At 44.1% G+C, this 23,863-nt stretch carries 23 protein-coding genes, 1 riboswitch and 2 other annotated features; of the genes, 18 read left to right on the plus strand and 5 right to left on the minus strand.

The window, feature by feature from the left end; genetic code table 11:
• Positions 1–70 precede the first annotated feature (70 nt).
• From HMPREF1518_RS03905 to HMPREF1518_RS03920, 4 genes are all read left to right on the plus strand, one after another.
• A complete protein-coding gene (locus HMPREF1518_RS03905; RefSeq protein WP_033584285.1) occupies positions 71–1,249 on the plus strand; it encodes a galactokinase in 1,179 nt (392 codons plus the stop codon).
• 11 nt (positions 1,250–1,260) lie between these two features.
• Positions 1,261–1,920 (plus strand): HAD family hydrolase, encoded by a 660-nt coding sequence (locus HMPREF1518_RS03910; protein ID WP_033584287.1) that lies wholly within the window; start codon positions 1,261–1,263, stop codon positions 1,918–1,920.
• Positions 1,917–3,404 (plus strand): UDP-glucose--hexose-1-phosphate uridylyltransferase, encoded by a 1,488-nt coding sequence (locus HMPREF1518_RS03915; RefSeq protein ID WP_033584289.1) that lies wholly within the window; start codon positions 1,917–1,919, stop codon positions 3,402–3,404. The genes HMPREF1518_RS03910 and HMPREF1518_RS03915 overlap by 4 nt, the downstream gene beginning before the upstream one ends.
• A gap of 69 nt (positions 3,405–3,473) precedes the next feature.
• Complete coding sequence (locus HMPREF1518_RS03920) at positions 3,474–3,878, plus strand: PaaI family thioesterase (RefSeq protein WP_000653836.1); 405 nt, start codon at positions 3,474–3,476, stop codon at positions 3,876–3,878.
• Between the two features lie 31 nt (positions 3,879–3,909).
• Here HMPREF1518_RS03920 and HMPREF1518_RS03925 read toward each other — a convergent pair whose 3' ends face one another.
• The 4 genes from HMPREF1518_RS03925 to HMPREF1518_RS03940 all read right to left on the minus strand — a co-directional run bounded on the left by HMPREF1518_RS03925 (position 3,910) and on the right by HMPREF1518_RS03940 (position 7,815).
• On the minus strand, positions 3,910–5,172 hold the full coding sequence (locus HMPREF1518_RS03925; RefSeq protein WP_033584292.1) for a nucleobase:cation symporter-2 family protein: 1,263 nt from the start codon (positions 5,170–5,172) through the stop codon (positions 3,910–3,912).
• Positions 5,172–5,753, minus strand: a complete 582-nt coding sequence (locus tag HMPREF1518_RS03930) for a xanthine phosphoribosyltransferase (RefSeq protein ID WP_000770385.1) — start codon at positions 5,751–5,753, stop codon at positions 5,172–5,174. Before HMPREF1518_RS03930 ends, HMPREF1518_RS03925 begins: the two co-directional genes overlap by 1 nt.
• Positions 5,754–6,113: 360 nt before the next feature.
• Positions 6,114–6,209: riboswitch (purine riboswitch) on the minus strand.
• A gap of 380 nt (positions 6,210–6,589) precedes the next feature.
• Positions 6,590–6,976 carry a bleomycin resistance protein gene (locus HMPREF1518_RS03935; RefSeq protein ID WP_033584294.1) on the minus strand — a complete coding sequence of 129 codons (387 nt, stop codon included), beginning with the start codon at positions 6,974–6,976 and terminating at the stop codon, positions 6,590–6,592.
• A gap of 11 nt (positions 6,977–6,987) precedes the next feature.
• Positions 6,988–7,815, minus strand: a complete 828-nt coding sequence (locus HMPREF1518_RS03940; protein WP_000767461.1) for an exodeoxyribonuclease III — start codon at positions 7,813–7,815, stop codon at positions 6,988–6,990.
• A gap of 133 nt (positions 7,816–7,948) precedes the next feature.
• On the opposite strand from HMPREF1518_RS03940, the gene HMPREF1518_RS03945 reads away from it, so the two are divergent.
• From HMPREF1518_RS03945 to trpA, 14 genes are all read left to right on the plus strand, one after another.
• The gene (locus HMPREF1518_RS03945; RefSeq protein ID WP_033584296.1) at positions 7,949–8,404 is read left to right on the plus strand and encodes a DUF3290 family protein; all 456 of its coding nucleotides are present in this window, start codon (positions 7,949–7,951) and stop codon (positions 8,402–8,404) included.
• Positions 8,401–9,036 (plus strand): DUF421 domain-containing protein, encoded by a 636-nt coding sequence (locus HMPREF1518_RS03950; RefSeq protein ID WP_033584298.1) that lies wholly within the window; start codon positions 8,401–8,403, stop codon positions 9,034–9,036. The genes HMPREF1518_RS03945 and HMPREF1518_RS03950 overlap by 4 nt, the downstream gene beginning before the upstream one ends.
• Before the next feature lie 54 nt (positions 9,037–9,090).
• Entirely contained in the window at positions 9,091–10,836 is a 1,746-nt protein-coding gene (locus tag HMPREF1518_RS03955; RefSeq protein WP_033584300.1) for an ABC transporter ATP-binding protein, read from the plus strand.
• Entirely contained in the window at positions 10,826–12,568 is a 1,743-nt protein-coding gene (locus HMPREF1518_RS03960) for an ABC transporter ATP-binding protein (RefSeq protein ID WP_033584302.1), read from the plus strand. Before HMPREF1518_RS03955 ends, HMPREF1518_RS03960 begins: the two co-directional genes overlap by 11 nt.
• Positions 12,569–12,672: 104 nt before the next feature.
• A complete protein-coding gene (locus tag HMPREF1518_RS03965; protein ID WP_033584304.1) occupies positions 12,673–13,365 on the plus strand; it encodes a sugar transferase in 693 nt (230 codons plus the stop codon).
• 42 nt (positions 13,366–13,407) lie between these two features.
• Positions 13,408–14,631 carry a DegT/DnrJ/EryC1/StrS family aminotransferase gene (locus tag HMPREF1518_RS03970; protein ID WP_033584306.1) on the plus strand — a complete coding sequence of 408 codons (1,224 nt, stop codon included), beginning with the start codon at positions 13,408–13,410 and terminating at the stop codon, positions 14,629–14,631.
• Positions 14,632–14,671: 40 nt separating this feature from the next.
• Positions 14,672–14,903: a binding site (T-box leader), on the plus strand.
• Between the two features lie 267 nt (positions 14,904–15,170).
• The gene (gene trpB, locus HMPREF1518_RS03975) at positions 15,171–16,349 is read left to right on the plus strand and encodes a tryptophan synthase subunit beta (RefSeq protein WP_033584308.1); all 1,179 of its coding nucleotides are present in this window, start codon (positions 15,171–15,173) and stop codon (positions 16,347–16,349) included.
• Positions 16,346–16,571: a binding site (T-box leader), on the plus strand. Its footprint overlaps the gene before it by 4 nt.
• A gap of 353 nt (positions 16,572–16,924) precedes the next feature.
• The gene (gene trpE / locus HMPREF1518_RS03985) at positions 16,925–18,286 is read left to right on the plus strand and encodes an anthranilate synthase component I (RefSeq protein WP_033584312.1); all 1,362 of its coding nucleotides are present in this window, start codon (positions 16,925–16,927) and stop codon (positions 18,284–18,286) included.
• Positions 18,283–18,849 carry an aminodeoxychorismate/anthranilate synthase component II gene (locus tag HMPREF1518_RS03990; RefSeq protein ID WP_033584314.1) on the plus strand — a complete coding sequence of 189 codons (567 nt, stop codon included), beginning with the start codon at positions 18,283–18,285 and terminating at the stop codon, positions 18,847–18,849. The genes trpE and HMPREF1518_RS03990 overlap by 4 nt, the downstream gene beginning before the upstream one ends.
• Before the next feature lie 10 nt (positions 18,850–18,859).
• Complete coding sequence (gene trpD / locus HMPREF1518_RS03995) at positions 18,860–19,864, plus strand: anthranilate phosphoribosyltransferase (RefSeq protein WP_000658675.1); 1,005 nt, start codon at positions 18,860–18,862, stop codon at positions 19,862–19,864.
• Positions 19,861–20,628 carry an indole-3-glycerol phosphate synthase TrpC gene (gene trpC / locus HMPREF1518_RS04000; protein ID WP_033584317.1) on the plus strand — a complete coding sequence of 256 codons (768 nt, stop codon included), beginning with the start codon at positions 19,861–19,863 and terminating at the stop codon, positions 20,626–20,628. Before trpD ends, trpC begins: the two co-directional genes overlap by 4 nt.
• Entirely contained in the window at positions 20,615–21,214 is a 600-nt protein-coding gene (locus HMPREF1518_RS04005) for a phosphoribosylanthranilate isomerase (RefSeq protein WP_033584319.1), read from the plus strand. The genes trpC and HMPREF1518_RS04005 overlap by 14 nt, the downstream gene beginning before the upstream one ends.
• The gene (gene trpB, locus HMPREF1518_RS04010; RefSeq protein ID WP_033584321.1) at positions 21,192–22,415 is read left to right on the plus strand and encodes a tryptophan synthase subunit beta; all 1,224 of its coding nucleotides are present in this window, start codon (positions 21,192–21,194) and stop codon (positions 22,413–22,415) included. The genes HMPREF1518_RS04005 and trpB (HMPREF1518_RS04010) overlap by 23 nt, the downstream gene beginning before the upstream one ends.
• On the plus strand, positions 22,408–23,184 hold the full coding sequence (trpA, locus tag HMPREF1518_RS04015; protein WP_033584323.1) for a tryptophan synthase subunit alpha: 777 nt from the start codon (positions 22,408–22,410) through the stop codon (positions 23,182–23,184). The genes trpB (HMPREF1518_RS04010) and trpA overlap by 8 nt, the downstream gene beginning before the upstream one ends.
• On the opposite strand, the gene HMPREF1518_RS04020 is transcribed toward trpA, so the two are convergent.
• Positions 23,156–23,815, minus strand: coding sequence for a prepilin peptidase (locus HMPREF1518_RS04020; RefSeq protein ID WP_033584325.1), 660 nt, complete (start codon positions 23,813–23,815; stop codon positions 23,156–23,158). The two genes, trpA and HMPREF1518_RS04020, sit on opposite strands and share 29 nt — an antisense overlap.
• Between the last annotated feature and the right edge of the window lie 48 nt (positions 23,816–23,863).

Raw genomic sequence — 23,863 nt, forward strand, 5'->3', positions numbered from 1 at the left:
GCCTTGGATACAATAGAAGAAAACGATTACACGTTAAGATGACTTAACGGACAGTCAAAGGAGAATTCATATGACACAAGATTTTACTACTGAAGCCCTTCGCAAAGACTTTCTTACCGTTTTTGGTCAAGAAGCAGACCAAACTTTCTTTTCACCGGGTCGTATCAATTTGATTGGTGAACACACGGACTACAACGGTGGGCACGTTTTTCCAGCGGCTATTTCCTTGGGAACATACGGTGCAGCTCGCAAACGTGACGACAAAGTCTTGCGTTTCTACTCAGCGAACTTTGAGGACAAGGGTATCATCGAAGTGCCTCTTGCTGACCTCAAGTTTGAAAAAGAGCACAGCTGGACCAACTATCCAAAAGGGGTTCTTCATTTCTTGCAAGAAGCTGGACATGTGATTGACAAGGGGTTTGATTTTTATGTTTATGGAAATATCCCAAATGGTGCAGGCTTGTCATCATCAGCATCCTTGGAACTTTTGACGGGGGTTGTGGCAGAGCATCTCTTTGGTTTAAAACTAGACCGTTTGGATTTGGTTAAAATCGGAAAACAAACAGAGAACAACTTTATCGGAGTCAACTCTGGTATCATGGACCAGTTTGCTATCGGTATGGGGGCTGACCAACGTGCTATTTACCTAGATACCAACACCTTGGAGTATGACTTGGTGCCACTTGATTTGAAGGACAATGTTGTTGTTATTATGAATACCAATAAACGCCGTGAACTGGCGGACTCTAAATACAATGAACGCCGTGCTGAGTGTGAAAAAGCAGTGGAAGAATTGCAAGTTGCCTTGGATATTCAGACCTTGGGTGAATTGGATGAGTGGGCCTTTGACCAATACAGCTACCTGATTAAAGACGAAAATCGTTTGAAACGTGCACGCCATGCTGTGCTTGAAAACCAACGTACCCTTAAAGCTCAAGCAGCTCTTCAAGCAGGTGATTTGGAAACATTTGGTCGCTTGATGAATGCTTCTCACGTCTCTCTAGAACATGACTATGAAGTAACTGGCTTGGAATTGGATACTCTTGTTCACACAGCTTGGGATCAAGAAGGTGTTCTCGGTGCTCGTATGACAGGGGCAGGTTTTGGTGGCTGTGCCATTGCCTTGGTTCAAAAAGACGCTGTTGAGACCTTTAAGGAAGCTGTTGGCAAGCACTACGAGGAAGTCGTTGGATACGCTCCAAGCTTCTATATCGCTGAAGTTGCAGGTGGCACTCGCGTTTTAGACTAGGAGAGAAGTAAATGGACGCTGTAATATTTGATTTAGATGGCTTATTAGCTGATACTGAGATCATTTCTCTAAAAGTTTATCAAGAATTGCTTAAAGATTTTGGAATTCCTTTCACAGAAGAAATATATTCTAGAGAATACAGTGGACATAGGGAAGAGGAGAATGTTCAACGATTTTTAGATACCTATGATTTACCTTGGAACTTTGACCAGACCTTGGAAAAAGTTTATGAACTGGAAGCTCGAATATTAGCCAAAGGTGTAAATTTAAAAAAAGGTGCTAAAAATTTGCTTGCTTTTTTGCAAAGAGAAGGTATTCCAATCGCTTTAGCAACTTCAAGTGTTGAATCTAGAGCTAGAATGATTTTGGATAGTAATGGTATACTGTCCTTATTTGACCATCTAGTTTTTTCAAAAGATGTAAAGCGAAGCAAACCTTACCCTGATATATTTTTAAAGGCCTGTAGTGATTTGAATGTTTTACCAGAGAATTGCTTAGTATTAGAGGATAGTGAAGCAGGGATTGAAGCAGCGTATAGAGCTGGGATACCAGTTATTTGTATTCCAGACTTGGAAATGCCAGCACAGTCTTTCTTAAATAAAACAGAACAAGTTTTTCAGGATTTAGATGCTGTCAGAGACTATTTAGAAAGTAAGAAGGAGAATCAATGAGTCAGGGAATTCTAGATGCATTTATCACGGAAGTCATTGCTGGAAGTTCATTTGAGGAAATGGATCGAATCTACCTAACCAATCGTGTTTTGGCACGAGTGGGTGAAGGTGTTTTGGAAGTTGAGACGGATCTGGATGAGTTGATTGACCTCAAGGACCAGTTAGTCGAGGAAGCGGTTCGATTAGAGAGGATTGAGGATAGTCAGACTGCGCGTGAAATCCTCGGTGCTGAACTGATGGACTTGGTGACCCCTTGTCCAAGTCAGGTTAATCGTGACTTTTGGACAACCTACGCCCAATCTCCCGAACAGGCGATAGCGAATTTTTACCAGCTCAGCCAGAAAAACGACTACATCAAGCTCAAGGCCATTGCTAAGAATATCGCTTATCGTGTTCCATCTGACTATGGAGAACTTGAGATTACCATCAACCTCTCTAAGCCTGAAAAGGATCCAAAGGAGATTGCGGCGGCCAAGTTGGTGCAAGCTAGCAATTATCCCCAATGTCAGCTCTGTCTAGAGAATGAAGGCTACCATGGTCGGGTTAACCACCCAGCTCGCAGCAATCACCGCATTATCCGTTTCGAAATGGCGGGTCAGGAGTGGGGCTTCCAGTATTCGCCCTATGCTTATTTTAATGAGCACTGTATTTTCTTAGACGGCCAGCACCGTCCCATGGCCATTAGTCGTCAGAGTTTTGAGCGCCTGCTGGCGATTGTAGAGCAATTTCCAGGCTATTTTGCAGGTTCGAATGCCGACCTGCCAATCGTGGGAGGCTCTATTCTGACTCATGATCACTATCAAGGAGGCCGTCACGTATTTCCTATGGAATTGGCTCCCTTGCAAAAGACTTTCCGATTTACTGGATTTGAGCAGGTCAAGGCTGGGATTGTCAAGTGGCCTATGTCAGTGCTACGCTTGACCTCGGATTCAAAAGAAGATTTGATCAACTTGGCTGATAAGATTTTGCAGGAATGGCGGCAATATTCAGACCCTGAAGTACAGATTTTGGCAGAGACAGACGGGACACCACACCATACCATTACACCCATTGCCCGTAAACGCGATGGACAGTTTGAGTTGGACTTGGTCTTGCGAGACAATCAGACATCGCCAGAGCATCCTGATGGCATCTATCATCCCCACAAGGATGTTCAACATATCAAGAAGGAAAATATCGGCTTGATTGAGGTCATGGGCTTGGCTATCCTGCCACCACGTCTGAAAGCAGAAGTGGAGCAAGTTGCCAGCTATCTTGTAGGCGATGATGAAGCAGTTGCCTCTTATCATCAGGAATGGGCAGACCAGCTCAAAGCCCAACATCCGGACCTAGCAGATAATGAAAAAGCCCTTGAGATCGTCAAGGACTCTGTGGGTGCTATTTTTGCGCGTGTTTTGGAGGACGCAGGGGTTTACAAGCAGACAGAACAAGGACAAGCAGCCTTTATGCGCTTTGTAGAACAGGTCGGAATTTTGCCAGACTAGGAGCTTTCTCCTTGCACAGTCCTATAAAAAGTAGTATCATAGTGTCGTTTGAAATATCAGGAGGAAACGATGAAAGATTTGCATTTTGACGCTATATCTGCCTTTGAAAATTACGAAATAGAAAAAATGAGAGATGGTCATGTTGTGGTGACGACAAAAGTAGTGGACTCGTCGCTCAACTACTATGGCAATGCCCATGGTGGCTATCTCTTTACCCTTTGTGACCAGATTAGTGGTCTGGTGGTTATCTCGTTGGGACTTGATGGAGTGACGCTCCAATCCTCTATCAACTACCTCAAGGCAGGAAAACTCGACGATGTGCTGACCATTAAAGGAGAATGTGTCCATCATGGACGCACAACCTGTGTCGTGGATGTCGATATCACCAATCAAGAAGGCAGAAATGTCTGCAAAGCCACCTTTACCATGTTTGTCACAGGACAAAGGTCAGAAGAAAGACAGGTAAGGATATAAGAAACAAAAAAGAGGCTCACACCTCTTTTTCTTATTTCTTCTTCCTGTTTAATACTGCATTGAGGACAATGGCCAGTATGCTGGCTACGACGATTCCGTTTGAGAAGAACATTTGGAAAGCTGTCGGCATGCTGACGAAGAGATTACTGTTGTTTAGACCTACACCAGCAGCGATGGAAACAGCTGCGATAAGGAAGTTATGTTCATTGTTAGCAAAGTCAACGCGGGCGAGAATTTGCATCCCTTGAAGGGAAACAAAACCAAACATCACCAGCATGGCCCCTCCAAGGACAGGACTTGGAATGATTTGGGCGAGGGCTCCAAACTTAGGAAGGAGTCCAAGGAGGACTAAGAAACCAGCTGCGTAGTAGATTGGCAGGCGAGTCTTGATACCTGATAATTTAACCAAACCAACGTTTTGTGAAAATCCTGTATAAGGGAAGGTGTTAAAAATTCCTCCGAGAAGTACGGCCAGACCTTCTGCGCGGTAACCGTTGCGAAGGCGCGTGCTGTCGATTGGGTCATTGGTAATATCAGACAAGGCCAAGTAAACACCAGTGGACTCAACCATAGAGACCGTTGCGATGATACACATCATGACAATAGAGGAGATTTCAAAGGTTGGCACCCCAAAGTAGAGGGGAGTAGGAACATGGACAAGCGGTGCTGCCGCAACAGGGGAGAAGTCAACCAAGCCCATGGTAGCAGCAATGGCGGTTCCGACAACTAGACCAATCAAAATAGAGATAGACTTGATAAATCCTTTGGCAAAGATGTTGATCAAAAGGATAATCAGAACAGTGATAGCAGCAAGTAGGAGACTTTGACCAGTTGGCTCTGGAACGTTATTTCCCATATTTCCAATAGCGACAGGAATCAAGGTTAAACCAATCGTGGTAATGACAGAGCCCGTTACGATAGATGGGAAAAGATTGGCAACTTTTGAGAAAATGCCTGAAATCAGAACTACATAAATCCCAGAAACGATAAGGGCACCAAACATAGCACCGCTACCGTGACTTTGACCAATCATAATCAAAGGAGCGACGGATTGGAAGGCAACTCCGAGAACGACTGGTAGTCCAATACCAAAGTATTTGTTGAGTTGGAGTTGGAGGAAGGTCGCCACCCCACACATGAAGATATCGGTAGAAATCAGGTAGGTCAATTGCTCAGCTGAATAGCCCAGAGCTGTCGCAATCATGATGGGAACCAGGATGGATCCTGAGTACATGGCTAGTAAGTGCTGTAAGCCAAGAACGGCTGCTTGTGAGTGTTTTTCTTGTTTTTGCATTAGAGATCTGCCTCCTTAAATACGACCTGACCATTTTCAAAACGATCCAAACGGGCCAGTGATAGGACGGGATATCCTGCTTTTTCAAGCAAATCACGACCATCTTGGAAAGATTTTTCAATCACAATACCAATCGCTTCAACTTTTGCTCCAGCTTGTTCGATGATTTGGATCAAGCCTTTGGCCGCTTGGCCATTAGCAAGGAAATCGTCAATAATCAAGACCTTGTCTTCTGGTGAGAGGAATTTTCCAGCGATGGAAACGGTGCTGGTCACCTGCTTGGTAAAGGAGTAGACTTGGGCAGTTAAGATGCCTTCGTTCATGGTGATGTTTTTAGCTTTCTTGGCGAAAATCATGGGAACATTCAAGGCTTCGGCAGTAAAAACGGCTGGGGCAATGCCTGACGCTTCAATGGTCACGACCTTGGTAATGCCAGCAGAAGCAAATTTTTCCGCAAATACCTTACCAATCTCTCGCATCAAGCTAAAGTCAACTTGGTGGGTTAAAAAGGAATCCACCTTGAGGATATTGTCCCCCAAGATATGCCCATCCTCGAGGATGCGCTCTTCTAATAATTTCATAAGACCTCCTAAAGTCTAAAAGCAAGTTTACTTGTTGGTTAAATATTTCTATAGTGAACCAGTTTGCTAGTACTATATATTTGATAAAACTAGTACGAGCGAAGCGAGTTTTATCAAATATTCCCCGCCGTAGTGGTATCATAGACAATAATCTTGTTATTGTCTATGACGGGATTTTTGAGACTTTTGGCTCAAAAATTAGGGATGAAATTCCGAAGGAAGTTGCTCCCGTCCGCACTAATTAAGGGAAATATTAAAAATATTTAGTTTACACTTAAAGGCGTGATTTAACAAAAATATTCAAAAAGGACCTACTTAATCCCCTAAGTAAGTCCCCAAAATAGGCATGGCCAAAACCATACCTTCAGCTGACATACTCATTGTTAGGTGTTCCGGCACCTTGTAGAAACGTCGTGCCAATTCACGACATAAACAAGTAAAATGATATTCAATTTTAAATAGGCTGACGCCAATGTTTTTATTTTACACTAATTAACTTTATAAATAAAATATTTTGTTAATGTTTAGATATAAAAAACGAACAAATTGAAGAAAAAAGAGCAAAAGCTCAATTGTAAGCTAACATTTATACCCAATGAAAATCAAAGAGCAAACTAGGAAGCTAGCCGCAGGTTGCTCAAAACACTGTTTTGAGGTTGCAGATGGAAGCTGACGTGGTTTGAAGAGATTTTCGAAGAGTAGCTGACGTGGTTTGAAGAGATTTTCGAAGAGTATTAGAAGATTTTTTCATCATAAAAGGCACATTATCAGGATTTTTCAAGACCTGATAATATGCCTTTTTCTGATTTGAAAGATTTTTTCCAGTCTCTATTTTTCTATTCACTAAATCTTAAAAAATAACCATCAGGATCCAAAATCGCAAATTCATGAGGGTAAATAAAGCTATCTCCCACTCGAAATTCTCTTTTGGTCAGCGGACGATGGATAGGATAGTCAGCTTCCAGCAGTTTTTGGTGGAGCTGAGGGACATCTTCAATGCCGAAGGAAATATTGACACCGCGCCCGAAAGGATAGGTTAGTTGGGCTAATTCTTCTGTGATGCCTTCTTCTAGCATAAGTTGGCAGTCTTCAAGCGAGAGGAAGAGAAATTTCTCCTCTGGACGCTCGTATTCGACAGAAAATCCCAGCAAGTCGCAGTAGAAGTGGCGTGACTTTTCGAGGTCAGATACTACAAATTCAGGAATGACAGCTTGATAGTCCATTAGCTTTCTCCTTAGAGTTCAATTTCCAATACAATCGGCGTATGATCTTGACGCGCACCTGAGTCAATCATGTCAGACTTGGTCACCTTGTCAGCGACGCGGTTGCTGGTGAGCCAGTAGTCGATTCTCCAGCCTGTATTGTTGATTTTAGAAGTCTTGCTGCGTTGCGCCCACCAAGTATAACGTTCTGGGACATCGCCGTGAAGATGACGGAAGGTGTCGGTAAATCCAGTTGCCAAAAGGTTGGTAAAGCCAGCACGCTCCTCATCTGTAAAACCAGGTGAACGGCGGTTGCTGGCAGGATTTGCAAGGTCGATTTCCTTGTGAGCTACGTTGTAGTCTCCAGTCGCAAGGACTGGTTTTTCTTTGTCTAGTTGAGCCAAATACTCAGCGTATTTGATATCCCAGACTTGGCGTTCTTCCAAGCGTTTGAGACCGTCGCCAGCGTTTGGTGTGTATACTTGGGTCACGAAAAATGTATCAAATTCCAAGGTGATGATGCGGCCTTCCAAGTCCATGGTAGAAGGGGCACCGATTTCTGGGAAGCTAATCGTTGGTGTGAGTTCTTTCTTATAGAGGAACATAGTTCCAGCGTAGCCTTTGCGGGCAGGTTCTTGAGAGGAACGCCAAGTGTTTTCATAACCTGGGAAGAGTTCTTCAAGTACTTCTAGGTGTTTTTTTGTAGGCCCTTTTGCAGAAAGCTTGGTTTCCTGGATAGCGATAATATCAGCATTTTCGGCTACCAAGGTTTGTAGGACTTCTTGGGACAATTTTGCACGTGCTGAGTCGCTCGTTAGGGCTGCGTTTAGGGAATCAATATTCCATGAGATGAGTTTCATAAAGTTACCTTTTTCATTCAGATTACAGACTATATTATACCAAAAAAAGGCGCATTTCCCCAACGTATGGTTTGAAAAATCACCCTCTTTCGTTTATAATTAAGAATGATTTTATGAAAGGGAGTGAAAATAGATGAAATTCTATTCTTATGACTATGTCCTCAGCCAAATCGGTCAGCAAAATAGCATCATGATTGGTTTAGGGATTGTTTTATTAGCTGTGACAGGATTTTTGGCTTTTAAGGCTTATCATGATAAAAAGGGGACCAAGTTTCGTGAGTTGGTCATGATTTCAGCTTTGACCTTATTAGCTCTCCTTTTGGTCAGCATCACGACTTATCAAAACAATCAAGTTTCTAACAATAAATTTCAAGCTTCACTTCATTTCATCGAGCTTGTTTCCAAAGATTTGGGAGTTGACAAGTCGGAAGTTTATGTCAATACTTCTGCAGACACGGATGGAGCACTCCTCAAGGTGGGAGATCGCTATTATCGTGCCCTAAACGGAAGTGAGCCAGACAAGTATCTCTTAGAGAAAGTCGAATTGTATAAAACAGATGCAATTGAACTGGTGGAGGTGAACAAATGACACTCAATTATATCGAAATTTTAATCAAACTAGCCTTGGGACTCTTTTCTCTGGTTTTCGTGATTAATGTGACAGGAAAGGGCAACCTAGCGCCTAACTCAGCAATAGACCAAATTCAGAACTATGTACTTGGGGGGATTATCGGCGGGGTGATTTACAATAGCGCCATCAGTATCCTTCAGTATGCAGTTATCCTGATTATGTGGACCATTCTGGTCTTGACTCTCAAATGGCTCAACAATAATGTTTACTTTGTGAAACGTTTGATTGATGGGAAGCCAACCCTGCTCATCAAAAATGGGAAGATTGATCCAGAAGCCTGCCGTTCGGTTGGTTTATCAGCAGCGGATGTAGCTCTTAAGCTTCGTAGCCAGGGAATTTTCCAAATGAAACAAGTCAAACGCGCTGTGCAGGAGCAAAATGGCCAACTCATCGTAGTCCAAATGGGAGATGAAAATCCCAAGTATCCTGTTGTCACAGATGGCGTCGTCCAAGTAGAAATTTTGGAGTCCATTGGTCGGAGCGAAGAATGGCTGCTTGATAACCTCAGCAAACAAGGATATGACAATGTGGCCAATATCTTTATCGCTGAGTACGACAAGGGTGTCGTAACAGTCGTAACCTATGAATAAGAAAAACCTGAGGTCCTTGCCTCAGGTTTCCATTTGCAATCAGAAAGGGAGTTTATGTCCATTATTCAAAAACTCTGGTGGTTTTTCAAATTAGAAAAGCGCCGTTATCTAGTCGGAATTGTGGCCCTGGTCTTGGTTTCCGTCCTTAATCTTATTCCCCCCATGGTTATGGGGCGGGTGATTGACGCCATCACTGGGGGACAATTAAGCCAGCAGAACCTGCTTTTGAACCTCCTTTATCTGCTTCTTGCAGCTTTGGGTATGTACTATCTACGCTATGTTTGGCGCATGTATATCCTTGGCACCTCCTACCGTCTGGGGCAGATTATGCGATCTCGCTTGTTTGAGCATTTCACAAAAATGTCGCCAGCCTTTTATCAGACCTATCGGACGGGGGATCTGATGGCACATGCCACCAATGATATCAACGCCTTAACCCGTTTAGCAGGTGGTGGTGTTATGTCTGCGGTGGATGCTTCCATCACGGCACTGGTGACTTTGCTGACCATGCTTTTTAGCATCTCATGGCAGATGACCTTGGTTGCCATTCTGCCCCTGCCTTTCATGGCTTATGCGACCAGTCGTCTAGGGAGAAAGACCCACAAGGCTTTTGGCGAATCACAGGCTGCTTTCTCTGAACTCAATAACAAGGTGCAGGAGTCTGTATCAGGTATTAAAGTGACCAAGTCTTTCGGTTATCAGGCGGATGAGCTTGAGTCCTTTCAAGCAGTCAATGAATTGACCTTCCAAAAGAATCTCCAAACCATGAAATACGATAGTCTCTTTGACCCCATGGTTCTCTTGTTTGTTGGCTCGTCCTATGTCTTAACTCTTTTGGTCGGCTCTTTGATGGTTCAGAAAGGGCAAATCACCGTTGGGAATCTGGTTACCTTTATCAGCTACTTAGATATGTTGGTTTGGCCTCTTATGGCCATTGGCTTTCTCTTTAATATTACTCAGCGAGGGAAGGTTTCTTACCAACGGATTGAGGATCTTTTGTCTCAGGAATCACCTGTAAAAGACCCTGAGTTTCCTTTAGATGGTATTGAAAATGGGCGCTTGGAGTATGCCATTGACAGCTTTGCCTTTGAAAATGAGGAGACACTGACGGATATTCACTTTAGTTTAGAAAAAGGGCAAACTCTGGGCTTGGTTGGACAGACAGGCTCTGGGAAAACGTCCTTGATTAAGCTCCTCTTGCGTGAATACGATGTGGATAAGGGAGCTATTTATCTAAACGGTCACGATATTCGGGATTATCGTCTGACAGACCTTCGCAGTCTTATGGGATATGTCCCTCAGGACCAGTTCCTCTTTGCGACCTCTATCTTAGACAATATCCGCTTCGGCAATCCTAATTTGCCCCTTTCAGCGGTCGAGGAAGCGACTAAACTAGCTCAAGTTTACCAAGATATTGTAGACATGCCTCAGGGATTTGATACAGTTATCGGTGAAAAAGGGGTCAGTCTATCTGGTGGGCAAAAGCAGCGTCTGGCAATGAGTCGGGCTATGATTCTAGACCCTGATATCTTGATTCTAGATGATTCCTTATCAGCCGTGGATGCTAAGACGGAGTATGCGATTATTGACAATCTCAAGGAGACGCGGAAGGATAAGACAACCATTATCACAGCCCATCGCCTCAGTGCAGTTGTCCATGCAGATTTGATTTTAGTCCTGCAAAATGGCCGAATTATCGAACGGGGCACGCACGATGACTTGCTAGCTTTAGATGGCTGGTATGCCCAAACCTACCAGTCTCAGCAGTTGGAAATGAAAGGAGAAGAAGATGCAGAATAAGCAAGAACAATGGGCTATATTGAAGCGCTTGATGTCCTATCTCAAGCCCTATGGCCTCCTGACCTTTTTGGCACTCAGTTTTCTCCTTGCGACGACGGTCATTAAAAGTGTCATTCCCCTTGTAGCTTCCCACTTTATCGACCAGTACCTCAGCAATCTCAATCAGTTTGCTATTACAGTTTTATTAGCCTACTATGGCCTCTATATCCTACAAACTCTGGTTCAGTATGTTGGAAATCTTCTCTTTGCGCGGGTGTCCTACAGTATTGTAAGGGATATTCGTCGCGATGCCTTTGCCAATATGGAGAAGCTGGGCATGTCTTATTTTGACAAGACGCCAGCAGGCTCTATCGTTTCTCGTTTGACCAATGATACCGAGACCATCAGTGATATGTTTTCAGGGATTTTATCCAGCTTTATTTCAGCAGTTTTCATCTTTCTGACAACTCTCTATACCATGTTGGTGCTGGATTTTCGTTTGACAGCTTTAGTCTTGCTCTTTCTACCCTTGATTTTTCTGTTGGTCAATCTCTACCGGAAAAAGTCAGTGAAAATCATCGAGAAAACCAGAAGTCTCTTGTCAGATATCAATAGTAAGCTGGCAGAGAATATCGAGGGGATCAGGATTATCCAGGCCTTTAATCAAGAGAAGCGCCTGCAGGCAGAATTTGATGAAATCAACCAAGAACACTTGGTCTATGCCAACCGATCTGTAGCCTTGGATGCCCTCTTTTTGAGACCTGCTATGAGTTTGCTGAAACTCCTAGGCTACGCCGTTTTGATGGCTTACTTTGGTTACCGTGGTCTTTCTATCGGGATAACGGCCGGAACTATGTATGCCTTTATCCAGTACATCAACCGTCTCTTTGATCCCCTTATTGAGGTAACGCAAAACTTTTCAACCCTGCAAACGTCTATGGTATCTGCAGGCCGTGTCTTTGCCTTGATTGACGAGACGACCTATGAGCCTCTTCAAGAGAATGGGCAAGCTAAAGTCAAAGAAGGCAATATCCGTTTTGAACATGTGTGTTTCTCATATGATGGTAAACACAAGATTCTGGATGATATTTCCTTTTCAGTTAACAAGGGCGAAACCATTGCCTTTGTAGGTCATACAGGTTCGGGGAAATCTTCCATTATCAATGTCCTCATGCGTTTTTATGAATTTCAGTCAGGCCGAGTTCTCTTGGATGGTGTGGATATTAGGGACTACAGTCAGGAAGAGCTGAGAAAGAACATCGGTCTAGTCTTGCAGGATCCCTTCCTCTATCACGGGACTATCAAGTCCAATATCGCCATGTACCAAGATCTTAGTGATGAAGAGGTACAGGCTGCGGCTGCCTTTGTGGATGCAGATTCCTTTATTCAGGAGCTTCCGCAGGGTTATGATGCACCTGTGTCTGAGCGTGGTTCGAGCTTTTCTACTGGACAGCGTCAGCTTCTTGCCTTTGCTAGAACTGTTGCCAGTCAGCCTAAAATCTTGATTTTGGATGAAGCGACAGCCAATATTGACTCGGAGACAGAAAGTCTGGTTCAAGATTCTCTGGCTAAAATGAGACAGGGGCGGACGACTATTGCCATCGCTCATCGCCTTTCAACTATCCAAGATGCCAACTGTATCTATGTTTTGGACAAGGGGCGCATCATCGAGAGTGGAACCCATGAGGAACTCTTGGCCTTGGAAGGAACCTATCATAAGATGTATAGTTTGCAGGCAGGGGCTCTTTCCTAAAGAAGAATTCCTCTAAATCACAGATTTCTTGCACCGCCTTTTCCATTTTGTGGTATAATGAAAAATGTTGACAAATAGTATAATAAAAACAAAGGAGAAACAGCATGCTGAAATGGGAAGACTTGCCCGTGGAAATGCAATCAAGCGAGGTTGAGTCTTACTACCAGCTTGTCTCTAAAAGGAAGGGTTCGCTGATTTTCAAGCGTTGCCTGGACTGGGTTCTGGCCTTGGTTTTACTACTTTTGACTTCTCCCATCTTTCTTATCTTGAGCATTTGGATCAAGTTGGATAGCAAGGGACCTGTCATTTACAAGCAAGAGCGCGTGACCCAGTACAACCGTCTGTTCAAGATTTGGAAGTTCCGTACTATGGTGACGGATGCGGATAAAGAAGGAAGTCTGGTGACTTCTGCTAACGATAGCCGTATTACCAAAGTGGGAAATTTCATTCGCCGTGTGCGCTTGGACGAACTACCTCAGCTGGTCAATGTCCTTAAAGGCGAGATGTCCTTTGTAGGTACAAGACCTGAGGTGCCACGTTACACCGAGCAGTATAGCCCTGAAATGATGGCGACCTTGCTCTTACCAGCCGGAATCACCTCTCCAGCTAGTATCAACTACAAGGATGAGGACACGATCATCAGTCAGATGACAGAGAAAGGTCTGTCGGTTGACCAGGCCTATGTCGAACATGTCCTCCCTGAAAAGATGCGCTATAATCTCGCCTATCTCCGAGAATTTAGTTTCCTTGGAGACATCAAAATCATGTTTCAAACCGTGTTTGAGGTACTAAAATAAAGTAGTCATGAGAAAATGAGTACAGATAAAAGGAGCAAATCAATGCCAAATTACAATATTCCATTTTCACCACCCGATATTACGGAAGCTGAAATTGCTGAAGTAGCGGATACCCTACGTTCTGGTTGGATCACAACAGGTCCTAAGACAAAAGAACTGGAGCGTCGCTTGTCCCAATACACACAGACACCTAAGACTGTCTGCCTCAACTCTGCGACAGCCGCTCTTGAGTTGATTTTACGTGTTTTGGAAGTGGGACCTGGTGATGAAGTCATCGTTCCAGCTATGACTTATACAGCTTCATGTAGTGTCATCACACACGTAGGAGCAACACCTGTCATGGTGGATATCCAAGCAGATACGTTTGAGATGGACTATGACCTTCTTGAGCAAGCTATCACTGAGAAAACTAAGGTGATCATCCCAGTAGACCTTGCAGGGATTGTTTGCAACTATGACCGTTTATTCCAAATTGTGGAGAAGAAACGCGATCTCTTTACTGCTTCAAGTAAGTGGCAAAAGGTCTTTAACCGTATTGTGCTTGTCTCTGATAGTGCCCATGCTTTGGGATCAACTTATAAAGGACACCCTGCTGGCTCTATCGCTGACTTTACTTCCTTCTCATTCCATGCCGTTAAAAACTTTACAACGGCTGAGGGAGGAAGTGCGACTTGGAAGGCCAATCCAGCGATTGACGATGAAGAAATGTACAAGGAATTCCAAATCCTTTCCCTTCATGGTCAGACTAAGGATGCTCTTGCTAAGATGCAATTGGGTTCATGGGAGTACGATATCGTAACACCAGCCTATAAGTGCAACATGACGGATATCATGGCTTCAATTGGTTTGGTACAATTGGATCGTTACCCTGGTTTGCTACAACGTCGTAAGGACATCGTGGATCGCTATAATCGTGGCTTTGCGGGTACTCGTATTCACCCACTGGCACACAAGACTGATACTGTCGAATCTTGTCGTCACCTCTACATCACCCATGTAGAAGGTGCTAGTCTAGAAGATCGTAATCGTATCATCCAAGAATTGGCCAAGGCGGGAATTGCAAGTAACGTTCACTACAAACCGCTTCCGCTCTTGACAGCCTATAAGAATCTTGGCTTTGATATGGCAGATTATCCAAAATCCTATGCCTTCTTTGAAAATGAAATCACACTTCCTCTTCACACTAAATTAAGCGATGAAGAAGTTGATTACATCGTTCAGACTTTGGTGAGAATTTCTGAAGAAATCCTCGGTTCTGGAAAATAATCATAAAAAAATCTTGACAAAGATAGAACAATAACATATAATATTCTCAATAAATCAGAAAAGTAGTTATTTTTGATCTTCAGGGAGCCTGTGGTGGTTGTGAACAGGTGGTTGAAAGTAGTGAAAATGGGCTGATTTTAAAAATGAATTTGAAACAATGAAAATTCGGTGCGCACACCTTACAGTGCAACTTGTTGTTAGACAAGGCAGAGATGTAAAGGGGAATAGTCCCTTTATAATTGAGGTGGCACCGCGTTACCAACGCCCTCACATGGAAGTAGATTCCGTGTGTGGGCTTTTTCTTTCGGTCATTTTGTTTATCTTTTATTAGGGCCTTAAGTCGCTTTGATGAACTTATACTTAATGAAAATCAAAGAGCAAACTAGGAAACTAGCCGCAGGCTGTACTTGAGTACGGCAAGGCGACGTTGACGTGGTTTGAATTGGATTTTCGAAGAGTATTGAGTTCTATCTGTAGCTCCTTGCCTACTACTAAAAGCAAACAAAAAGCCGAATTAATATGGAAAGAGGAAAAATTTTATGACAACTAAAGGATATTTTGGACAATTTGGTGGTAGTTTTGTACCGGAGCCGATTCAGGCTTTGTTGGATGAGTTGGAAGTGACATTTGACAAGTACAAGGATGATCCAGAATTTTTGGCAGAATTTCGCCATTACTTGAAGGATTATTCTGGTCGTGAAACACCACTCTATTTTGCGGAAAGTTTGACAGATCACTTAGGTGGTGCTAAGATTTATCTTAAACGTGAAGACCTGAACCACCTTGGTTCTCACAAGCTCAACAACGTTTTAGGACAAATTCTTCTTGCTAAACGTATGGGCAAAAAACGTGTTATTGCGGAAACAGGAGCTGGTCAACACGGTGTTGCGACAGCAGCGGCTGCAGCCAAGTTTGGTATGGCCTGTGATGTCTACATGGGTGCAGAAGATGTGGAGCGTCAAGGTCTCAATGTCTTCCGTATGGAGATGATGGGAGCGACCGTTCATGCAGTTGAAACAGGAACACGTACTCTGAAGGATGCGGTTGATGCAGCCTTTGGAGCATGGATGAATGACCTTGAAGCTTTCTACGTTTTAGGTTCTGCTGTGGGACCTCACCCTTATCCAACTATTGTTCATGAATTCCAAAAGGTCATCAGTGAAGAATCTCGCCGTCAAATTTTGGAAAAAGAAGGCCGTTTACCAGACTACGTCATTGCCTGTGTAGGTGGTGGTTCTAATGCTATCGGTGCTTTTTCACAGTATGTGGCTGATGAAGAAGTCAAATTGGTTGGGGTCGAAGCTGCCGGTCACGGACTTGACACAGACAAGCACGCAGCCACTATGACAAAAGGTAGTGTCGGAATTGTCGACGGTATGAAGACTTATGCAGTCTTTAAGGAAGATGGAGAGCTAGCGCCAGTTTACTCTATCTCAGCTGGTTTGGACTATCCAGGGGTTGGCCCAGAACACGCCTACTTTAAAGATTCAGGCCGCGTAGAATACGTAGCAGCGACAGATGAAGAAGCTGTTCAAGCCTTGCTCCTTCTAAGCAAGACTGAAGGGATTATCCCAGCGATTGAAAGTTCGCACGCAATCGCAGAAGCGGTTAAACGTGCACCGAAACTAAGTAAAGATGAGATCATCATCATCAATGTCTCTGGTCGTGGAGACAAGGACGTAGCTGCGATTGCAGACTACCTAGAAGCTAAAAAATAAAAGATGGAAAAATTACAGTCTTTTCTCTCACAGAGAGCTTGTGGTTGCTGGAAACAAGCAGAGAAAGCTGTAAGGTTGGGTCCATTTGAAACGAGAGAAGAAAACATAATTCTCAAGGGAGTGCCCTTTATCGCACAGCCTGTTACAGGAAGGTTCTGAGACAGGAATGAGAGATAGGGGAAATCCTATAATTGAGGTGGCACCGCGAATTTCGTCCTCACGCAAGTTATTTTGCGTGGGGATTTTTATATATTTATCGTAGATATGGTCATCAGTTTTAAATTATGCTTCATCATTAGATAGATTTCTATAAAATATTTGCTAACGAAGTGAGCATTGACCCGCTATTTCCCGCTATAGTGGTATTCTAGAGAAGCAAAGATGCTTCTCTAGAACGGAATTTTTGAGAGTAAAATAGTTCGGGGAACTATTTTAGCCTGAGCCTAGAAATTAATGAGCGAGGAGCTCGAAAATTAGGGATGAAATTTCGGAGAAAGTTGCTCCCGTCCGCACTATTTAAGGGAAATAGAAAAAAGACCAAAAATTAAAAATAAGAAATTGAAAGGGAAATTGCAATGGAACGAATCATTCATGGAGATGTCTTATCACCAATCTTGGCTTATATGCGCCTAAAGGGGCAACACAAGGTGATCTTAGAGAGTATTCCGAGAGACAAGGAAACCGCTCGTTTTTCTATCCTAGCCTATAATCCGGTTTTTGAGATTAAGTTTGAAAATGGAGTCCTTTATCAAAATGGTCAAGTGATTGATCGGGATCCCTTGGATTTCCTTTATGAAGTGACTCATAAGAGCCAGCACCATTCAGACCTCCCTTTTGGTGGGGGAGCTATTGGCTTTGTCGGTTACGATATGATTTCTCTTTATGAAGAAATTGGCCAAATCCCTGAGGATACCATTGGAACGCCAGACATGCATTTCTTTGTCTATGAGAGCTACATGGTTTTTGACCACAAGAAAGAAAAAATTCATGTCATAGAGGATGCTCTTTATAGCAATCGCAGTCAAGAAGACTTGGAAAAAGCCTTGAACCAAGTGCTTGAGGAATTACGCATTCCTGCTCCAAATGAATTTGAAGATTTGGATCTATCTCCGCTGGACTTCAAACCGCATATCGCTCCTCAGAAGTTTGAGGAAATGGTCGAAACAGCTCGCGACTTGATTCGTAATGGTGACATGTTCCAATGCGTACTCAGTCAGCGCTTCTCAGCAGAAGTTACTGGAAATCCATTTGACTTCTACAGAAATCTCCGCGTGACCAATCCTTCTAATTACCTCTATTTTTATGATTTTGGGGATTATCAAATCATCGGTGCCAGTCCAGAAAGTTTGGTTTCAGTTAAAAATGGCATCGTGACAACCAATCCGATTGCCGGTACACGGCCAAGAGGGGCTACGGATGAAGAGGACAAGGCCTTGGCGACAGACCTGCTTTCTGATGAGAAGGAAACAGCAGAACATCGAATGTTAGTAGACTTGGGGCGTAACGATATCGGTAGAATTGCTGAAACGGCAAGTGTCCAAGTCACCAAGTATATGGAAGTGGAGCTCTTCCGCTATGTCATGCATTTGACCAGCGTGGTCAAGGGACGTTTGCTTCCAGAACTCACTGCCATGGATGCCTTGAAAGCTACACTTCCAGCTGGAACAGTTTCAGGAGCACCAAAGATTCGGGCCATGAGACGGATCTATGAACTGGAGACGGAAAAACGAGGCGTATACGCAGGAGCAATCGGCTACTTGTCTGCGACGGGCGATATGGATTTCGCCATTGCCATCCGAACTATGATTCTCAAGAATCAAACAGCCTATGTGCAGGCTGGGGCAGGGATTGTCTATGACTCTATTGCCCAAAACGAATACCAAGAAACCATTAACAAGGCTAAATCTATGACTAGAATTGGAGAACTAAGACCATGATTTTATTGATTGATAACTATGATTCTTTTACCTATAACTTGGCGCAGTACATTGGGAATTTTGCAGAAGTGCAGGTCTTGAGAAATGATGATCCCAAGCTGTATGAAGAAGCTGAAAAAGCAGATGGTCTGGTCTTTTCTCCCGGTCCTGGTTGGCCGGTTGATGCTGGAAAGATGGAAGACATGATTCGTGATTTTGCTGGGAAGAAGCCGATTCTAGGGATTTGTTTGGGACACCAAGCCATCGCAGAAGTCTTTGGTGGGAAGCTAGGCTTGGCTCCAAAAGTCATGCATGGGAAACAGAGCCATATCAGCTTTGAAGCGCCATCTGTTCTCTATCAAGGCATTGAGGATGGTCGTCCAGTCATGCGTTATCACAGTATTTTGATTGAAGAAATGCCAGAAGACTTTGAAGTGACAGCTCGTTCGACTGATGACCAAGCTATTATGGGAATTCAACACAAAAGCCTGCCGATTTATGGCTTCCAGTACCATCCAGAAAGTATCGGAACGCCAGATGGCTTGTCTTCTATTCGGAATTTTATCGAGAAGGTTGTAAAGTGAGGAAACTAGGATGAAAGAGATTATTGAAAAACTAGCAAAATTTGAACATTTATCAGGTGTGGAAATGACGGACGTCATTGAGCGTATCGTAACTGGGCGTGTAACCGAAGCGCAGATTGCTTCTCTCCTTTTAGCTCTTAAGATGAAGGGGGAAACACCGGAAGAGCGCACAGCCATTGCACAAGTCATGAGAGGGCATGCCCAACATATTCCAACTGAGATACATGATGCAATGGACAACTGTGGTACAGGTGGGGACAAGTCTTTCAGCTTTAACATTTCAACAACTGCGGCCTTTGTCTTGGCTGGTGGTGGCATTCACATGGCTAAGCACGGTAACCGTTCGATTTCTTCTAAATCAGGTTCGGCAGATGTCCTTCAAGCATTGGGCATCAATCTTGACCTCAAACCAGCTGAACTAGGTAAGGTCTTTGATAAAACTGGCATCGTCTTTCTCTTTGCTAAAAATATGCACCCAGCTATGAAATACATCATGCCAGCGCGTTTGGAACTAGGAATTCCAACGATCATGAACTTGACTGGTCCCCTGATTCACCCAATGGCTTTGGAAACACAGCTGCTTGGCATTAGTCGTCCAGAACTGCTAGAAAGTACAGCTCAGGTTTTGAAAAATATGGGTCGCAAACGTGCCATCGTGGTTGCTGGACCAGAAGGGCTGGATGAAGCTGGCTTGAACGGAACAACCAATATTGCTCTTCTTGAAAATGGCGAAATTACCTTATCCAGCTTCACTCCAGAGGATTTGGGGATGGAACGCTACGCTATCGAAGATATTCGTGGAGGCAATGCTCAGGAAAATGCAGAAATTTTGCTCAGCGTTCTTCAAAACGAACCAAGTCCATTCTTGGAAACGACAGTATTGAATGCTGGTCTTGGTTTCTATGCTAATGGTAAGGTAGCTAGTATCAAGGAAGGAGTAGCCTTGGCCCGTCGAGTAATTGCTAGTGGTAAGGCCCTAGAAAAACTCAGACTGTTACAGGAGTATCAAAAATGAGTCAGGAATTTTTAGCACGAATCTTAGAGCAGAAGGCGCGTGAAGTCGAGCAGATGGAGCTGGAGGAGATCCAGCCCTTGCGCCAGACCTATCGCTTGGCAGAATTTTTGAAGAATCACCAGGACCGTTTACAGGTAATCGCTGAGGTCAAGAAAGCTAGTCCTAGTCTGGGAGCTATCAATCTCGATGTGGATATTGTGCAACAGGCCCAGACTTATGAAGCGAACGGCGCAGTGATGATTTCGGTTTTGACAGATGAAGTTTTCTTTAAAGGGCATTTGGATTATCTACGAGAGATTTCTAGTCAGGTACAGATTCCGACACTCAACAAGGACTTTATCATCGATGAAAAGCAAATCATCCGCGCTCGCAATGCCGGTGCGACAGTTATCTTGCTTATTGTCGCTGCCTTGTCAGAAGAACGTCTCAAGGAACTTTACGACTACGCGACGGAGCTTGGTCTGGAAGTCTTGGTGGAAACCCACAATCTAGCTGAACTAGAAGTAGCCCACAGACTTGGTGCTGAGATTATTGGTGTCAATAACCGTAACTTGACCACCTTTAAAGTCGACTTAGAGACCAGTGTAGATTTGGCTAAATACTTTAAAGATGATTGCTTGTATATTTCTGAATCGGCTATTTTCACAGGGCAGGATGCGGAACGAGTAGCACCATACTTTAACGGAATTTTAGTGGGGACAGCTCTCATGCAGGCTGAAGATGTGGCCCAGAGAATCAAGGAGTTGCAGATTGACAAAGGTTAAAATTTGCGGATTATCGACCAAAGAAACAGTAGAGACAGCTGTATCAGCAGGGGCGGACTACATCGGTTTTGTCTTGGCACCTAGTAAAAGGCAGGTGACCTTGGAAGAGGCTGCTGAGCTGGCAAAGCTCATTCCTTCCGATGTAAAAAAAGTTGGCGTATTTGTTTCACCAAGTCGAGCTCAACTGCTAGAAGCAATTGAAAAAGTTGGCTTGGACTTGGTTCAAGTTCATGGTCAGGTGGCAGATGAGTTGTTTGAAGATTTGCCTTGTAGCAGTATTCAGGCCGTGCAGGTGGATGGAGAGGGGCATGTCCCCAATTCTCAGGCGGATTATCTCCTCTTTGATGCCCCTGTGGCAGGGAGTGGCCAGACCTTTGACTGGGGTCAACTAGATACGACGGGACTAGCTCAGCCCTTCTTTATAGCAGGTGGGCTTAAGGAAGACAATGTAGCAAAAGCAATTCAACACTTTACTCCCTATGCAGTAGATGTATCGAGCGGAGTGGAGACAGATGGACAAAAAGATCATGAAAAGATTAGAAGATTTATAGAGAGGGTAAAGCATGGCATATCAAGAACCAAATAAAGATGGATTTTACGGAAAATTCGGCGGACGTTTTGTCCCAGAAACATTGATGACAGCAGTTTTGGAGTTGGAGAAGGCTTACCGTGAAAGTCAGGCATACCCCAGTTTCCAAGAGGAATTAAACCAGCTCTTGCGCCAGTATGTAGGACGTGAAACGCCTCTTTACTACGCAAAAAACTTGACCCAGCATATTGGCGGAGCCAAGATTTACCTCAAACGGGAAGACCTCAACCATACAGGAGCTCACAAGATTAATAATGCCTTGGGGCAAGTTCTTCTGGCTAAACGTATGGGCAAAAAGAAAATTATCGCTGAAACAGGTGCTGGTCAGCATGGTGTAGCAACTGCAACAGCTGCAGCTCTCTTCAACATGGAATGTACCATCTACATGGGTGAGGAAGATGTCAAACGCCAAGCCCTTAATGTCTTTCGTATGGAGCTTTTGGGAGCTAAGGTTGAGGCCGTGACAGATGGTTCGCGCGTGCTCAAAGATGCGGTCAATGCAGCCCTTCGTTCATGGGTGGCCAATATCGATGATACCCACTATATCCTTGGTTCTGCCTTGGGGCCTCATCCTTTCCCGGAAATCGTTCGTGACTTCCAAAGTGTCATCGGTCGAGAGGCTAAACAACAGTACCGTGACTTGACAGGTCAAGATTTGCCAGATGCCCTAGTAGCCTGTGTTGGTGGTGGTTCTAATGCTATCGGTCTCTTCCATCCATTTGTAGAAGATGAGTCAGTAGCCATGTATGGGGCTGAAGCAGCAGGACTTGGTGTGGATACAGAGCACCACGCAGCTACCTTGACCAAGGGTCGTCCAGGTGTTCTTCACGGTTCCCTCATGGATGTGCTCCAAGATGCCCATGGTCAAATTCTTGAAGCCTTCTCTATTTCAGCAGGTTTGGACTATCCTGGTATCGGTCCAGAACATTCTCACTACCACGATATTAAACGTGCCAGCTATGTCCCTGTGACAGACGAGGAGGCCTTGGAAGGATTCCAACTCTTGTCTCGTGTGGAAGGAATTATCCCAGCTTTGGAATCAAGCCATGCGATTGCCTTTGCAGTGAAATTGGCCAAAGAACTTGGACCAGACAAGTCGATGATTGTCTGCCTATCCGGTCGTGGGGACAAGGATGTAGTTCAAGTCAAAGATCGCTTAGAAGCAGATGCAGCAAAGAAGGGAGAAGCTCATGCCTAAGACACTAACAGAAAAATTAAATGCTATCAAAGCAGCAGGAAAAGGAATTTTTGTTCCTTATATCATGGCTGGGGACCACGAAAAAGGTTTGGATGGACTAGGAGAAACAATCCACTTTTTAGAAGATTTGGGTGTCTCTGCTATTGAAGTGGGCATTCCCTTTTCAGACCCAGTTGCAGATGGACCTGTGATCGAAGAAGCAGGCTTGCGCAGTTTAGCCCACGGGACCTCTACCCAGGCTTTGGTTGAAACCTTGAAAACCATTCAGACTGAGGTGCCACTTGTCATCATGACCTACTTTAACCCCCTCTTTCAGTACGGTGTGGAGAAATTTGTCAAAGATCTGACAGATACAGCGGTCAAGGGCTTGATTATCCCAGACGTGCCTCATGAACATGCCAACTTTGTGGAGCCTTTTTTGGCAAACACAGATATCGCTTTAATTCCCCTAGTTAGTTTGACGACAGGACTTGAGCGTCAGAAAGAGTTGATCAAGGGAGCGGAAGGCTTTGTCTATGCCGTTGCCATCAATGGGGTAACAGGGAAATCAGGAAATTACCGTGCAGACTTGGACAAGCACTTGGCTCAACTGCATCAAGTAGCTGATATCCCAGTATTGACAGGATTTGGCGTATCTAGTCAGGATGATGTGGAACGCTTCAATGCGGTGTCCGATGGCGTTATCGTTGGTTCGAAAATTGTAAAAGCTCTCCACCAAGGAGAGCCGATTGAGGATTTTATCAAACAAGCAGTAGCTTACCAAAAATAATCAAACAAGCAGCAAGTAAGAGGAAAGGCACAAAAGGAAGTCTTTCCTTTTTCTTTTGCAGGAGAAAAACTAGGATCCCCGTCGCAGAAGCAAACTGAATCAAGATCAGTAGTTCAGTCATACTAAAGACGAGTGCACAAGATGCTAGAAAGAGAAAATCCCCTGCGCCCATGCGAATATCGATAAAATGAGCCAACATTCCAAGGATAAGGAAGAAGACCATGACTAGATTCCAACCAGAGCAGGCCATGAGGATTAGGTGGAAAGTCATCCAGACCAGTAAGGGATATTCCTGATGGCGAAAGTCGTAGATGCCCAAGGTCAAACCAGCAGTGATTAGAATGACTTGTCCCAAGGAAAGTAATCCCCAATAGTAAAGCAGAAAAATGAGCCCTAAGACTAATTCAAAGAGGGCATACCAGACTGGATAAGTAGCCTTGCAGTAACGACAGCGAAAGCGATTGAAGACCTGCGAGAGAATTGGAATCAAATCTAAGGGACGCAAGCGAGTCTGACAGGAATCGCAGTGACTAGCAGGTTGGATAATGGATTGCTCAGGAAAACGGTCGATGAGCAAACCAAGAAAGGAAGCGAGAATGCTCCCGACAAGAAAAAAATAAATATCAATCATACTTATCTATTCGTAAAAAATAGTAGAAGTAGTATAATAAAGAAACAT

The sequence above is a fragment of the Streptococcus sp. SR1 genome (assembly GCF_000526075.1).
Lineage (GTDB): Bacteria > Bacillota > Bacilli > Lactobacillales > Streptococcaceae > Streptococcus > Streptococcus halitosis.